Source organism: Methanosarcina barkeri 3 (assembly GCF_000970305.1).
Taxonomy (GTDB): domain Archaea; phylum Halobacteriota; class Methanosarcinia; order Methanosarcinales; family Methanosarcinaceae; genus Methanosarcina; species Methanosarcina barkeri_A.
Window position 1 is genome coordinate 2,057,952 of record NZ_CP009517.1, and the last position, 14,802, is coordinate 2,072,753.

A 14,802-nucleotide genomic window follows, 5' to 3' on the forward strand; every position below is an offset into this window, starting at 1 on the left:
GCAAGTTCACCAGAACCTAATGACGAAATTAATGCAGTCCCTTAGAAGGATAAGACTTTTACAATAAAGTGCCACCAATAACTAAAATTTCATAGAATCTTATTGGGAACAGGCACTTGAAACCTGCTTCTGTTTTCCATGCGGGATTTCCGAATTATCAGACCCGTAGTGGCAGCACTCTCCTGAGGCCGTGAGAGGATCAACATGGATAGTGGTGCCGGAAAGGTAAGAGAAGTTTTCAAGAAGTTTTTCTCTTATAGCATTAGCGATTTCATGTCCTTCCTCAACTGAAAGAGAAGGCGAAACTGAAGCATTGATCTCTGCATGTAGCCGGTGTCCTATCCAGCGTACTCTAAGGTCGGTTACTTCACAGACACCTTCTACACTTTCAGTAATGTTCTTTACATTATCAATAACTTCAGGCTCAACGCCATCAAGAAGGCGAGTAAATACGAGCTTGCTCGAGTCAACGACTATTTTGAGAATACTGATTGTGATTAACATTCCAATTAGAGGGTCAATGATAGGATATCCAAGCCAGATACCGATGGCTCCGACAAGGACTGCAAGGCTGGTAAAACCGTCTATTCTGGCATGATATCCATCTGCAATAAGGGCTGCACTTCCTATTTCCTTTCCGACTTTCATCCTGAACTGGGCCACAACCTCGTTTCCGACACAGCCTATAATTGCGGCAATAACTACAGCCTGCAAATGTTCTACAGGCTGAGGGTTCAAGAAGCGGTTTACGGACTCATAACCTGCAACAGCCGCACTGAAAAGGATAAGGAAAACGATGATTATACCTGCAAGATCCTCTACCCTTCCGTATCCGTAGGAAAATCGTTTGCTTGGTTTTCTTCTGGCAAGGGAAAAAGCTATTGCAAGAGGAATTGCAGTTGACGCGTCCCCGAAGTTATGGATGGTATCGGCAAGAAGGGCAACACTCCCTGAAATAAAAACTATGAAAATCTGCAAAATGGCTGTGATCATCAGCCCTATAAACGACCATTTTACTGCCCAGAGACCTTTATTAGTAGCAAGTATGGAAGGGTCCACGGTCCCATGAGTGTGGCTGTGCCCATGAGAGTGTTTATGAGAGTGTACCTGGGAATGAGTACAGGAGTGGTCATGAGAATGAACATGAAAACGACGGAGGAAACTGAGAAGTCCACTCTTTCGAGTATTCTCATACGGCTGTTCGGAACTGCTTTCCTTTTCCTGAGGATGAGAATTGAAATTCTTTTCGGACATAATGGCACCTTGATTAGTATTCTGTTTCGAACCTATCCTAAACCCCACTTCAATCCTGATTATTAAAAAATTCAGGCTTGGACTCTAAAGATGAGAAGCTCAATTAACTACTGAAATGCTAGACAACTAAGAGACTAGGCAACTAAAAGACTAGGCAACTAAAAGACTAGACAACTAAGAGACTAGGCAACTAAGAGACTAGGTTACTGAAAGATTAAACTTGAAGATCAAACTTTGATTTACGGGATAAGCTCTCAAACAAACTTGGAGACGCTTTTATAAATAGGTATTTATCTTTAGAAAATATTTTTTTATGCAGGGATTCATACGTTTTCCTGCATAAATGCCATAGAAAGGGACTTTTAGTCCAGAGCAGTTTATACGTTATTTTTCTATAAAAACAAAAAACTGGAGATTTATTACTAAAAATTAGGGTTAAAACTGTCTTCTGGATTGATAACTAACTGCGATATGGGTTTTTATCAGGACTAATGAGTTTATAAAATATTTTAGTTTTTAATATGTGGACTAAATTAGAATTATTTAATAAGTTCCGAAATTTTATTATTACAAATCATTACAATGTGATATGAAACTATGAGACATTTAGAAAACTAATTCCGAAAATGAAAATAAAAAAGGATGAATTTACCCTGGTATATGAGTAAATATGAAAAACAGATTCCTGAAAATATGAAAAATAGAAAGGAAAACTGAGAATACAACTCAAGTCATGTCTATACATCAGTTTAGTGAAATTCGACTTTTTTCTCCCTGAGACAGGAACCTTTATATCTACCTATTTCTACAAAAACCGGCAGACTTCAACAGATCTCTGGAAAGTTTTCTAATGAATTTTATATGGAAGTAATACTTCTATTTTTATATTTATGTTATCTCTGAAGCTAAGATATGTTACCCAAATCCATATCCTTACTTAGTTTTCGAGTTTAGTTAGAGATGGGAAAATTAAATCCTCTATAGCAAACAGACATGCAATAAGCTGGTGTTCGTCCCGGGATTGAACACTCCCGGGAGACGTGCACCAGGATTAAAAAGATCAAATTCTAAAGAGCAGATTATAAAATGAAATTAAGTTCGGAGGAATTAGACGATTCAAGGAAAATCAATAGCAAGAACACCTGAGATAATATGGACTCTTGATATTAATCAAGATGGGAAATCTTATCAGGAAAACTATATGCTCCTGTTTCCCAGGTACGTTAGTGCAATTGACGAAGAATGAAAATTGGCAGCCTTAAAAATAAAATTAAAAAAACACAACCCGGTTCCAAATATCTATCAAATACGACTTGAGGGTAAATACTCTTGAGTAAACCTCCAAAAACATGTAATTGATAAAAAAACTCTAAAAATCACGTAAAAAACCATGTAATACCTTACCAAATGTCGCTCGAGGGTACAAACTCTCGAGCAAACCTCCAAAACCGTTGACCCGAAACCGTTGACCCGAAACCGTTGCGCCGGTTTATCACGCCTATAGGGTTAGGGGATAAGTTTTTCAAATCTAAACGTTATCAGTGGTTTTCGGTCAAGCCTTTTTGAAAAGGGTTGCGGTCAAGCAGTTTTTTGAAAAGGGTTTGCGGTCAAGCAGTTTTTTGAAAAGGGTTTGCGGTCAAGCAGTTTTTAAAAAGGGTTGTGATCATGTTGACCACGTAGTTTTTGATTAAATCGGTTCTGAAAATATTTGTGGGCAATTTTTAAAAATTGTGATTAGTACTGCTGAGTGATCCGAAACAAATTTTGGAAAATAGATCCCGAATGAATTGAAAATCAGTTTCTCCACATAATTTGGTCCTCTTGAACGAGCAAAATGAGCAAAAGGGCTCTGTTCCAAAAACGAAACTCAGGTGGCTGAACTCTAGTGGACAATAGTTACGAAATTTACGGCAAAGTAACTTATAAAATCCATGAAAAAAGGAGTCAGGCAGAAGAAAGTGCCACAATGGCTTCTGCCAGATCTCCATTCGAACTCTGCAGGGCTTTCCGGGCTTCATCTTCAGAAACACCGGTCTGTTCCATTACGAGTTTTATATCTTCAGCAGGAATCTCCAGTTCTTTCGGGACTTCTTTTACGTCACCTACAATCTGGTATGTTTCCGAACCCTGGACTTTCATGATAGTGACATTTGCGTTCTCTATAATGATATTAGAGTCCGCAGTCTTTATGACTACTTCCTGAACATCCTTGAGTTCTTTAACGTCAATTCCCATCTGTTTCATCATCTGCTTCATTTTAGCCGGGTTCATTCCCCGGCCCCCTACCCCTCCCATTCCTGGGAACATAGACTTGCTTCTCCTTTGTTTTATTTTATTTTTCAGGTTTGGGTTCGATAACTCAGCGCAATTTTACTTTATTTAATGGCATCCGCCACAGGTACCGCATCCACCGCCGGCACTTGGATTACGGATAAGGAATCCTTTTCCGTTTTCGTCCTCAACAAAGTCAATACTGCCCTCAGAGAAGCTTCTTTCGATATCTTTTGCCATAACGAGTTTAATCCCGTTACTTTCCATAGTCACATCATCTTCACCAAGTTCATCGTCAAAGGCTAAGCCATACTGAACTCCACTGCAGGCAACCCCGGCAACAAAAATTCTGAGAGCAAGCTCAGGTTTCTCTTCCTGCTCAATCAGTGTTTTCAATTCTTCAGCAGCTCTGTCTGTTACTTCTATCATTTACGCACCTCTTTTTATGTTTCATATTTATGAAATATTTATGGTTTTATTTCCTATAAGATGCCATCCGTTACAGCTGAAAGATAATTTCCAAACGTTATATACTCTTTCATCGAACAAATATAAAGCTTATAGTAAAATTGCGCTTTTTCCTGAAAAGACTTTTTCACAGGAATCTGGAAGGATAGGATCCGGATTCTTTTTCAAGAAATCCTGTTCTGCCAGTATATAAAAATATATTTTCTATATTATATATTTTTCTTCCAATACTTTTTCAGGTTTTCGATTCATAGAAATTCGGCATCTTCATCAACAGGCTCCTCAAGAACCTTTGCATTATAAGCATTGATCTCCAGAGAGTTACGTTTCCCTTTAACTTCCCAGACAGGGATATACACAAGCTCGATATCGAGTTGTATCTCATCAGACCTGGGACCGATACTCCTGTGCTCATATATAACGGCCTGTCCTTCCGTATTGTTAAAACGTATCTCGCGTGTATTCTCCTCTTTAATAAAGTCCAGAAGAATCTTTTCTGCCTGTTTTTTATCTACAATTGGTCTTTTTAACTCATACTGCACGGCAGGAACCTTCGTAGGTGTACTAAGCCCTTCAATTTCCATCTCTTCCTTTGACTTATTTAGAGCGTTAAGAAGGCCATTTCCCTTTCCGACAATACTTAGAACTTTTGACCTGAAGCGTTTTTCCGCTTCAACATTGTATTTATACTTCCAGAAAGGTACAAACTTTAAAATTGCATCCTTAGGATTGATTAGATAGGGTTTTGCGATAATAATAGCCTGATTTTTAGAAATCCTTGGCTCTACCGACCGTATATTCACCATTTCGTATGATTCGGTTTCTGAGACCTCAGCCTGTTCTTGCTTCCTTAAGTTTTTTCTCTCTTCAAATCTCTCTGTCAGAGATTGATTTTCGATAGAATTTTTTGTGGCCTCTGACTGCTGTTCCTGAATAGGCAAGAGATCTCCGTCAAAATAGGACTCCCCTCTGGACCCTTCTTTTAATTTCCAGTTTTCGACAGGTGATTCGAAAATTGTTTGCTTGTACTGATCTCGTACTTCACTTGATATTTGGTTCCCGTGTTCAGAATACGAAGTATTTGCTTCCTGTTCAAGATTTACAAGAACCGCTCTTCCGATTTGAAGGGCCAGCTCATCCCTGTCCCAAATATAGATCCCAAATTCAGTTGCATAACTGATTAATTCTTCAGGCCCTTTCCGGGTCATTACATAGATTCCTGTACAGTCCCCTATCTTTTCTGAAAAGGCTTTTATGTCCTCGCAATCTGGCTGCAGGGCATATCTAACATAAGCCTTATGCCTGTTTTTTTCCACAAAAATGTCAAACTGGCTGGATATTGTGGTATTATATCCAGAAGATTTGAAAATATCAACAAGGATTTCTAAAAGGTCTTGCTTCATGATTCTCACTTTCTTATATCCTGCACAGCTAAAATAGTTTATGATTACATTTGAAACTTAATAACTTGATATTTTTATTATAATCTGGCTTTTTTTCACTTCTTGGATTTCCTCAACTCTTACTTCCAGGGATACAAATATTTAATAAATTAAGTCCTAACCAGATATATTATGAGTGGAATCAAGTTTGGAGCGGATTCCTTTTCCACATACGAGGAAGGGATAAAGAAAGAGTGGATTGTAGGAAACGGACTCGGGGGTTATGCCTCATCTACGGTAATAGGGGCAAATACAAGAACCTATCATGGACTGCTTGTGGCATCTCCGGAAAAATCTCCTGGAAGATTTGTGTTGCTTTCTTCCCTTGATGAAGAAATTTCGATTAACGAAGAAGTTTATAGGCTTGCAACCCATAAGTATCCTGACACTGTTTTCCCTTCAGGCTTCAATTACATCTCCAAATTCATCCTTGTTCCTTTTCCTCTCTGGGTCTACCAGTCCGGCGATTTTACCATAAAGAAAAAGATTTTCATGGTTCACGACAGCAATACAACCTGCATTCTCTATGACATCAGATCTAGAAGAGAAGGAGCTCTGCTAAGAATCTTTCCGCTGGTAAATTCTAGAAATTTCCATTACACTGTTCGCTCAGGAGAACTTTCCTTTTCCCAGAAATCCACTCCTGCAGGAGTAAAATTGGAAAGCTCCAACGGCTGTAACTTCTCGCTTTCATCAAATCTCAATTATCACTCTGATCCTAAATGGTACTATAATTTTGAGTATGATATTGAGAAGAAGAGAAGACTCAACTTCCAGGAAGATAATTTCAATCCGGGTTACTTTGAAATCAAACTCAAACTGGGCACATCTCACTTTTTCATTGCAGCTTCAACCGAAGATATTTCTTCTCTAACGCTCGAACAGGTTGAGGAATTCTATACAAGAGAAACATATCGACAAAACCTTCTCACCTTTAATTCGAGACTTACCGAACCCTTTGCTCTTAAACTTCTCAGAGCAACGGACCCTTTTATAGTGAAGAATCCTTCTTCAGGTGAAAACACGGTGATTGCAGGATATCATTGGTTTTCGGACTGGGGGCGAGACACCATGATCTCTATGCCTGGCCTGCTTTTAATTCCCCGTCGTTTTGAGGAGGCAAAATCCATTCTTAAAAACTTTTCCAGACATTGTAAAAGAGGCCTGATCCCTAACGCTTTCCTGGCACTCGGAGGAGAACCAATTTATAACACTGTAGACGCTTCTCTCTGGTTTATTCACACTGTGGGCCGATATTTCGCATATACGAAAGATTTTCTTTTTATCTCTGACGTCTGGGATACCCTGGAGGAGATCATAGAGAATTACCGTAAGGGTACGGACTTTGGGATAGGCATGGACTCGGATTATCTTATCCAGCAGGGGCCTCAGCTAACCTGGATGGATGCCAAAATCGGGGAACAAGCAGTGACACCCAGGGCAGGTAAAGCTTGCGAAATCAATGCTCTCTGGTATAATGCCCTGAAAACGACTTCCAATCTGGGCACTCACTTAGGAAAAAATATTTCTTCATATGAAACTCTTGCAGCCGGTGTAGCTTCAAATTTTGAGAATGTCTTCTGGAATTCGGAAACTAATTGCCTCTTTGACCTGGTATATAACGATGAAACAGGTAACGAGATTAAAGACCCTGCAATCCGACCTAATCAGATCTTTGCCGTGTCCCTACCTTATACTGTTCTTTCCCCTGAAAAAGAAAAAGCAATCGTAGACAGAGTTGAAAAAGATCTCCTGATTCCTTTTGGACTTAGAACACTTTCGACTGATAACCCGTTATATAAAGGACATTGTCACGGAGATGCAGTAACCAGGGATGCGGCCTATCACAACGGGACAGCCTGGCCCTGGCTCCTTGGAGCGTATGTGAAAGCTTACCGGAAAGTCCACAATTATTCAAAAGAAAGTCTTGAAGATATGCGTGCTCTCCTGCAAGGTTTTGATACTCACCTTAAAGCTGCAGGTGTAGGCACAATTTCCGAAATATTTGATGGCGATTACCCTTACACTCCAGGGGGCTGCATTGCTCAGGCCTGGAGCGTTGCTGAAATTCTCAGAGCGTACGTTGAAGACGTACTTGGAATCAAACCCTGAAGAAGAGAGCCAGGTTTAGTTTCTTCTCTTCTGGATCACTTAAGATCTAATGCACGCTCAAGATCTAATGCCCTCTCTTTTTTATACTTGTGTTGCAATCTATCCCCCATGATTGATTTTGATGCTTTGAAATCTGAAAAGGGTCTTATCCTTGCTGTGGTTCAGGACCAGCTTAGCAGGGAGGTACTAATGTGCGCCTATATGAATCGAGAAGCTCTTGAAAAGACTGTCGAGACAGGAATCGCCCACTTCTGGAGCAGGAGCAGACAGCAGTTATGGAAAAAAGGAGAGACTTCAGGGCATGTACAGAAAGTAAAAGAAATTAGAGTTGACTGTGACATGGATTCTCTCCTTCTGCTCGTGGAACAGGTTGGGGGAGCCTGCCATATGGGGTACAGATCCTGTTTTTATCGGAATCTTGATGGAGAGATTGTGGGAGAAAAAGTCTTTGAGCCTGATGATGTGTATAAACCTTAAAATTTGAAAAATTAAAATTTAAGAAATATAATATACCTGCTTCTCTTTCCATTTTTATATTTTTATGTATAGGACTTACGTAGTTAAACCCAAAAAAGTGGCATGGAACCTTAAAATGTACTTCACACAATGCTTAATACAGAGCTGCTTTGTACTTTAGTTCATTTACTGCGTAAGTCCTATCAATCTGCATAAGTCCTATCAATCTGCATAAGTCCTATCAATCTGCATAAGTCCTATCAATCTGCATAAGTCCTATCAAGAGAGACTCCAATGTTTTTAGAGTCTCACTGTTTCTGCAGTCCGATGTGCAGTATACAAATGGATCGTTACTGGTATAAATTTGTCTACAGCAAAGTCCATGGTTAGACTTGTAAACAATTAACAGTCTCAACAGTCACCCCAATTGTTACCGAAGCAGCAATTTCCACAATTGCCTCCCCGGGCGGTGCAGAACCAGTAACTCTCTGTGAATTCTAACAGATTTTTGTCTAGCTTTTCATAACATACCTTTCGATCAAATACCCTTTCTCTAACTGCTTGTTTAACCACCTTTTCTTTTACTACTTTTTCAACAGCTTTTTCTTTTACTACTTTTTTAGCAGCCTCTTCTTTTACTACTTTTTTAGCAGCCTTTTCTTTTACTACCTCTTTAACAGGCTTTTCTTTAGCTTTTTTAACCTCCTCTTTAGCTACCACTTTACATTTTCCGTCACTAGTCTTTGAGTACCATGCACTTGCTGATGCAGCTGTCAATGATACTACCAAAAAGACAGCCAACAAAATAAAGATTGTCTTCTTTATTTTGTTAAATTTTTGTTCTCTCATCTATATCATCTCCATCGTTCTGCTGAGTCAGATACAATACCAATTTCACTGGTTGTTAAATTCACTATTTACGGGCAAATTTGATTGGTTTAAAAATCAATAATCTGCGTGCGTTTCTGAAAGACTACCTGATTAGTAAACTATATTCCTTCATTATTTGCCGATAAAAGTGATTTTTTATTGTATCGTTAGTTTATTATTATCCAGCAGATATAATAATTAGAGAAATATAAATTAGAAACCAATATTAATTGAATATGGTCTTTTTGTACTCCAAATCGAATTAAATCTTTGATAAACTATTATATTTATCAAAGAAACAATTTTAAAATTTAAATCTTTATATTATTGTAAATATTTATCGTAAAATTTATCTTTTTTATAATTTAAGATAATTTATTATTATTTAATTTTAGACTTATATATTTATAGTATAAAATATTATTATTTAGGCTTTGTATTTAATATAAATTTTAACTGGTTAATTTAAGTTTATACCGGAATAGATTACTAGTCCTGAGTATAGTAATGACAACATAAGAATCAGCTTCAGATTTACAAAAGTTTCTTTATGCAGAAAGAATACCAATTATAAACACCATTTTCTGGCTTCGTTCTTCTAAATAAAATTGCCAGAAGTTTTATTATATACTTCTCGGCTCTATATCCATTTATATGGCTGATGAGAAGCGGATATGGAGAATCGTTCCGGACACAAGCGTGATTATTGACGGAAGACTTTCGTCCCGCATTAGAAGCGGGGATTTCAGGGGTGCTGAGATCATTATTCCCGAAGCTGTGGTCTCGGAACTTGAAGCCCAGGCAAATAAGGGCAGGGAAATAGGATTTAAAGGGCTTGAAGAGCTTCTGGAACTTCGCAAGCTGGCAGAGAGAGACGAAATTTTTCTTCAATTCAGTGGGGTTCAGCCCACTCTTGAGGAGATCAAGCTCTCTAAAGAGGGCAGAGTAGATGCTCTTATCCGAAGCACAGCTACTGAGGTCGGAGGGCTATTTTTAAGTGAGGACAGGGTACAGTCCCTTATAGCTGAAGCCAAGGGACTTAATGTCGAGTACATGCATCCTAAAGTCCCGGATCCATCCGAACTTTCGCCTCTCAAAGTAGAGCGTTTTTTCACGGAAGATACAATGTCCGTACATCTTAAAAACGGAGTTTCCCCTATGGCCAAGAAAGGACCTGTAGGGGATATACATTACATAAAAATCCGTGATGAGCCTGCTACTTCTGCAGAGCTTTCAAGTATCTCGAGGGAACTTATTGAAAGGGCAAGATTGGACCCCGAATCTTTTATCGAGATGTCTTCAAGCGGAGCTACAGTCCTGCAAATCAGGAATATGAGAATTGCGATTGCTCACCCGCCTTTTTCCGATGACATGGAAATTACGATTGTAAGGCCGACCGTAATTGTGGATCTTGAGCACTACCGGCTGAGTGACAAGCTCAAAGAACGAATTGTAAGCCAGCGTGGTATTCTTATTGCCGGCCCTCCTGGAGCTGGAAAGTCTACTTTTGCTGCAGGAGTTGCCCGATACCTTAATGACCGCGGACAGGTAGTTAAAACAATGGAGTCTCCAAGAGACCTCCAGGTGCCTCCTGAAATCACCCAGTATTCACCTTTGAATGGCAGGATGGAAGATACTGCGGACCTTTTGCTCCTGGTCAGACCGGATTATACGATTTATGATGAAGTCCGGAAGACCGGTGATTTCCTGATTTTTGCGGATATGCGGCTTGCAGGCGTGGGAATGATCGGAGTAGTACATGCAACCAGGGCAGTTGACGCAATTCAACGCCTGATCGGAAGGGTTGAACTGGGTGTAATCCCCCAGGTAGTGGATACTGTCATTTTCATTGATAAAGGAGAAGTGGCAAAGGTTCTGGTACTTGAGTTTACTGTCAAAGTTCCTCATGGAATGACCGAACAGGATCTGGCAAGACCGGTAATCGTTATTGCCGATTTTGAGACCCGAAGAGTAGAATATGAGATCTATACCTATGGGGAACAGGTTGTTGTTATGCCAGTAGGGCCTCCTACAGAACTTAGGAAACCTGCCTGGAAGCTTGCGGAAGAAGAGATAAGAAATGTTATTAGCAGGTACGCCTCCGGCCCGGTTGAAGTTGAAGTGACTTCAGACGACAGTGCAATTGTAAAGGTTCGGGAAGATGAGGTGCGAAAAGTCATTGGCAAAGGTGGGAATGTTATTGACCGGATCGAAAATGTCCTTGGTCTACATATTGACGTAAGAGAAATGGAATTAGAAACCCAAAGAGCTGCAAAAGGTAGGAAATACGGAACTGAAAGCAGAACTCTCCGAGAGAAACGGAGGACAACGAGCTTTGAGGAGGAGCCCGGTGTTTCTTCTGTTCATCCTTTCATAGAAAGAGATAAGAAACACCTTATTCTTGGGGCGCCGGAACTTGCAGGAAAGGATGTGGAAATTTATCTTGAAGACCAGTATCTGTTCAGTGCAACAGTAAGCCGGCATGGAGATGTGAAACTCAGGGCAAACTCGGATCTTGCATCTGAGATTCTGGAAGCTCAGGACAGGGGAGGGTCGATTGAAATCAGGCTGATCTAAACTTTATTTATTTATTTATTTATTTATTTATTTTTTGCGTTTTAGAACGTCTCAAAATAATTGGTAGAATAACTGCACTTTTGTGAAAAAAGAAGGAAAGGAGCACATGAGAGGTATTCTCACGTATTTTCATGCTAAATGAACATAAAATTCATTGAATAACACACAAAATTATGAAAGTTATTTCAAGCGCCTTCACGCCAAATTACAGGCTTGATAGAGCATTTGAGATGTCAGTTAGATTTACTTTGATTTATTCAGTAAAACCTTTCTTCTGCATCATTTCTGGATATCGAAACAAAGACATTCCTGTTTTCATTTTTCGAAAGTTCAATTTCTCATAAAACGGTTCTTTTCCAGGTGAAGCATATAATATAAAATTACATTGCGGAATTGAGTTCAAAATGTGTTCAACAATTAAACTGCCTATCTTTTTACCCTGATACTCAGGCAGTACCGCTACATCATAAATTGCAGCTTGATATATTCCATCTGAAATTGCACGCCCAAAACCAATTAGTTTCTCGTTATCAAAAACAAATATAACAGTATGGCTATTTTCAAAGCACCTCTTATGCACATCTCCTTCAAAAGATGCCATATTAACTTTTTTTAATATTTCAGATACACGATTCCAGTCAATATTTAAGCAGTCATATTGAGTTTTCAGGTCCATTCTACCCCTCAAATAATAGGTTATAGTATAAGAAAATATAAATTATAAATTTCGGGTATATTTCAAATCCTGGTCGTGAATTAATAGATAGTTGATATTTTGTGTTTGAGTATTTTTGCTCATTCACATCTGTTTTTTACGCTTACATGCTTACAGAAAACTGAGCATACACAAAGCAGAAAATGAGAGCGAAAAGCGAATGTGTGGGTACTCTGGAAAATATCAACTGATTATTGAGGGATTACAGTACTTTTTAATCTCTCTGTTTTATTCCTTTCGAGATACTTTTCCCTTTTTTACGTTATATTTCTAGATTCACTTTCAATTTTTTATAATTATGTTTTATTTTCCTTTTTTTGTTATTTTTCTTTTTCCACATTAAGTTTGATTTTTCCTCCTTTCTGTTATTCTTCTATTTTCGTTCCTTTTTCATTCTCCTTTTCTGGTTCTGACTTTTTGTTTTATTAATCTTAACAACATATGAACCTCAAAAATTTTATATAGTCTGGTGCCTGATTCTGTAGTGCAAAATTATAGGGGGTAATGGTCCAATTGAATAAGTTACATCAGGCAGATCCGGAAGTTAGGGATGATTTGCAGGGAAGAATTGAGGTTTTTGATCAGAGCATAAGAAGCTTTGAAAAACGACTCCGAGCAGTTGAGAGACGTCTTTCTATGGAGGCTTCTTCCGAGCTGCAAGCTGGTAGAGTTTTTTCAGGAAATTTCTCAGGGCTTTTCCCTGGAGAAATTGCAGGAAGTACTGCTGCGAGCTCCTCAATTTTTTCACAGATACCGTCGGTTTCTCCTGAGGCTTCTATTAGTGGAAATTCTTCTTTTTCGGATTTTGTTCCTCCAATTTCGGAAGGAAATGTTTCAAGTTTTGAGTCCAGTGCAGTACTTCCTTCGGGCAGGCCTTCTAATCTTTCTACGTTTTCTGAGGAAAATTCCTCAGGTGTGTCCGGAGCTGATTATAAAACCAGGAGCATAAATGAGGCTTTTTCAAACCTCTCAGAAAGCCTCCATTCCCTTCAAGCTGCTCTATCCGAGCTTTCAAATTTAACTCATAATAACCTCAAACCAGAAATCGAAAAGCTGGGTATGGAATTTCGTACTCTTAAGGTTCAGCAAGATGCAAAAAGTGAATATATAAAAGAACTTGAGCCCCGTATCGAAGTCATCGAAAACCAGAACAGGCTCACCCTTGGCTCTATGAAAATTCCTTTTGAAGTCTCAGGAATTGCAGGATCTTCAGCGCTTTTCCTTACCGGATTTCTTGTCTGGTCCGGTAGATGGGATGTCATAAAATCTCCTTATTTCTCTACCGGGCTTGCTATACTGCTCGCAGGAGCCGTTTTAATGAAGTTTTACATGGCCAATCGCAGGAAGAAAGTACTGACAGACAGGTTATGAAATCGAAAGAAAAGTCTTTAACATTTAAACTATGTTCAAAAATGCTGTTTTATTGTTTTATCCCAATGTTCGCTCTTACAATCTCGCTTATTATGCTATATATCGTTTGCAGGTGGCCCAATAAATCCAACTTCGAATTTGTTTCTTTACATGATCATTCCAAATACCAGAATGGGACTGCAGTTTACTCAGTCTGCAATTTACTCAGTCTGTAATCTAATAATGAAGCTTTCACTCTAATTGATGTTTAGAAAATTTGGGGGAATTTAGAAGATGAATGACGACCTGGCTGATATAATAAAATCATGCCCTTTACAACAACAGATTCTCTGTTATATAGAAAGTGCAGGATTTGCAACAAGTACTGATTTATCTAAAACTTTCGGGAAGGGAGAATATACTTTATCCGACCCTGAGCAACGAAATGTTTTACATGCTTTTGGACTTTCAGAACCAGTATCCATGGCATTGAATGCATTAATTGAAAAGAGAGAACTTATTCCGGTACCTTGCATGAGTATTCTTTTCGAACATTTCTCAGGCAATATTCCAGATTTGCCACTCGCCTGGGATATTTCTGAAAGTAACACTCAAATTAAGTGCTGGCTTCCTGTGATCTTTGTAACTGTTGATGAGTTCAGGAAGTTTGCAGACAAAGTATTTCCGGATAAAACCGAAGCTGAAACTATAATAACTGAAATAATATCGAAACAAAAAAACTGCAACCTTAACAAAGCGTACAGTGAATGTATATTAAAAGTGAATTCTTCCGACATCACAGTTTTGCAAGTCCCTTACAAACACTTTGATGAAGCAAGGAATAGGTTAAAATCAGGAGGAGTGAACTACAGTATACACAAAGGCTGTGTACGTTTTGGTAAAAGCGAATTGTTTGTCGTGAAGAATACCGATTTGCCAATAATAACCAAGTTATTTACATCAAAACGTTTAAACGACGATTGCATGTATGCATAATTGATACATGTGCTTGAATTTGTCATACTTGTCTTCATTAAGGTTAAGTGGATCAGAGACGATTAAAAGGGGCATAAAATCACTTGTAAATGCTAGGACTTTAGTCACTACTCAGTCCGGGTAAAACTGCACTAATAATTTCCTTTTTATTATCTTAGTTAGTAATAAATGATCATATTTTTTCTTTTTTTCATTATCAGTTACCTCGTATGTTTATCACTTCAAAACCATTATAATCCGACTATTTTTATGTGACCTGGCAGTTACCAAAAAGATATATACTATGTCGCC

General features: G+C 38.7%; 11 protein-coding genes. 5 read left to right on the forward strand and 6 right to left on the reverse strand.

From position 1 onward, the window contains the following. Window positions 1-99: 99 nt before the first annotated feature. From MSBR3_RS08235 to MSBR3_RS08250, 4 genes are all read right to left on the reverse strand, one after another. Complete coding sequence (locus MSBR3_RS08235; protein WP_048110214.1) at window positions 100-1,254, reverse strand: cation diffusion facilitator family transporter; 1,155 nt, start codon at window positions 1,252-1,254, stop codon at window positions 100-102. Window positions 1,255-3,198: 1,944 nt separating this feature from the next. Further along, the gene (locus tag MSBR3_RS08240) at window positions 3,199-3,561 is read right to left on the reverse strand and encodes a nascent polypeptide-associated complex protein (RefSeq protein WP_048107489.1); all 363 of its coding nucleotides are present in this window, start codon (window positions 3,559-3,561) and stop codon (window positions 3,199-3,201) included. 72 nt (window positions 3,562-3,633) lie between these two features. After that, a complete protein-coding gene (locus tag MSBR3_RS08245) occupies window positions 3,634-3,954 on the reverse strand; it encodes a HesB/IscA family protein (protein ID WP_048107490.1) in 321 nt (106 codons plus the stop codon). Between the two features lie 287 nt (window positions 3,955-4,241). Then, window positions 4,242-5,396, reverse strand: coding sequence for a hypothetical protein (locus MSBR3_RS08250; protein ID WP_048107491.1), 1,155 nt, complete (start codon window positions 5,394-5,396; stop codon window positions 4,242-4,244). Window positions 5,397-5,567: 171 nt separating this feature from the next. Between MSBR3_RS08250 and MSBR3_RS08255 the strand changes: the two genes are divergently transcribed. Next, window positions 5,568-7,547 (forward strand): amylo-alpha-1,6-glucosidase, encoded by a 1,980-nt coding sequence (locus MSBR3_RS08255; RefSeq protein ID WP_048107492.1) that lies wholly within the window; start codon window positions 5,568-5,570, stop codon window positions 7,545-7,547. Window positions 7,548-7,655: 108 nt separating this feature from the next. Further along, complete coding sequence (hisI, locus tag MSBR3_RS08260) at window positions 7,656-8,024, forward strand: phosphoribosyl-AMP cyclohydrolase (RefSeq protein ID WP_048107493.1); 369 nt, start codon at window positions 7,656-7,658, stop codon at window positions 8,022-8,024. Window positions 8,025-8,414: 390 nt separating this feature from the next. On the opposite strand, the gene MSBR3_RS08265 is transcribed toward hisI, so the two are convergent. Beyond that, the gene (locus tag MSBR3_RS08265; RefSeq protein WP_048107494.1) at window positions 8,415-8,852 is read right to left on the reverse strand and encodes a hypothetical protein; all 438 of its coding nucleotides are present in this window, start codon (window positions 8,850-8,852) and stop codon (window positions 8,415-8,417) included. A 675-nt stretch (window positions 8,853-9,527) separates the two neighbouring features. On the opposite strand from MSBR3_RS08265, the gene MSBR3_RS08270 reads away from it, so the two are divergent. Beyond that, on the forward strand, window positions 9,528-11,450 hold the full coding sequence (locus tag MSBR3_RS08270) for a PINc/VapC family ATPase (protein ID WP_048107495.1): 1,923 nt from the start codon (window positions 9,528-9,530) through the stop codon (window positions 11,448-11,450). 253 nt (window positions 11,451-11,703) lie between these two features. Here the strand turns inward: MSBR3_RS08270 and MSBR3_RS08275 are convergent, their stop codons facing one another. Then, window positions 11,704-12,126 carry a GNAT family N-acetyltransferase gene (locus MSBR3_RS08275; protein WP_048107496.1) on the reverse strand — a complete coding sequence of 141 codons (423 nt, stop codon included), beginning with the start codon at window positions 12,124-12,126 and terminating at the stop codon, window positions 11,704-11,706. A 543-nt stretch (window positions 12,127-12,669) separates the two neighbouring features. On the opposite strand from MSBR3_RS08275, the gene MSBR3_RS08280 reads away from it, so the two are divergent. Beyond that, on the forward strand, window positions 12,670-13,536 hold the full coding sequence (locus tag MSBR3_RS08280; RefSeq protein WP_230627978.1) for a hypothetical protein: 867 nt from the start codon (window positions 12,670-12,672) through the stop codon (window positions 13,534-13,536). 273 nt (window positions 13,537-13,809) lie between these two features. Beyond that, window positions 13,810-14,511, forward strand: a complete 702-nt coding sequence (locus MSBR3_RS08285) for a hypothetical protein (RefSeq protein ID WP_048107498.1) — start codon at window positions 13,810-13,812, stop codon at window positions 14,509-14,511. Window positions 14,512-14,802 lie beyond the last annotated feature (291 nt).

What these genes read in the sequence shown, in the direction of transcription:
- MSBR3_RS08235 (WP_048110214.1), bottom strand. Translation starts at nt 1,254, where the DNA reads ATGTCCGAAAAGAATTTCAATTCTCATCCTCAGGAAAAGGAAAGCAGT.
- MSBR3_RS08240 (WP_048107489.1), bottom strand. Translation starts at nt 3,561, where the DNA reads ATGTTCCCAGGAATGGGAGGGGTAGGGGGCCGGGGAATGAACCCGGCT.
- MSBR3_RS08245 (WP_048107490.1), bottom strand. Translation starts at nt 3,954, where the DNA reads ATGATAGAAGTAACAGACAGAGCTGCTGAAGAATTGAAAACACTGATT.
- MSBR3_RS08250 (WP_048107491.1), bottom strand. Translation starts at nt 5,396, where the DNA reads ATGAAGCAAGACCTTTTAGAAATCCTTGTTGATATTTTCAAATCTTCT.
- MSBR3_RS08255 (WP_048107492.1), top strand. Translation starts at nt 5,568, where the DNA reads ATGAGTGGAATCAAGTTTGGAGCGGATTCCTTTTCCACATACGAGGAA.
- hisI (WP_048107493.1), top strand. Translation starts at nt 7,656, where the DNA reads ATGATTGATTTTGATGCTTTGAAATCTGAAAAGGGTCTTATCCTTGCT.
- MSBR3_RS08265 (WP_048107494.1), bottom strand. Translation starts at nt 8,852, where the DNA reads ATGAGAGAACAAAAATTTAACAAAATAAAGAAGACAATCTTTATTTTG.
- MSBR3_RS08270 (WP_048107495.1), top strand. Translation starts at nt 9,528, where the DNA reads ATGGCTGATGAGAAGCGGATATGGAGAATCGTTCCGGACACAAGCGTG.
- MSBR3_RS08275 (WP_048107496.1), bottom strand. Translation starts at nt 12,126, where the DNA reads ATGGACCTGAAAACTCAATATGACTGCTTAAATATTGACTGGAATCGT.
- MSBR3_RS08280 (WP_230627978.1), top strand. Translation starts at nt 12,670, where the DNA reads ATGGTCCAATTGAATAAGTTACATCAGGCAGATCCGGAAGTTAGGGAT.
- MSBR3_RS08285 (WP_048107498.1), top strand. Translation starts at nt 13,810, where the DNA reads ATGAATGACGACCTGGCTGATATAATAAAATCATGCCCTTTACAACAA.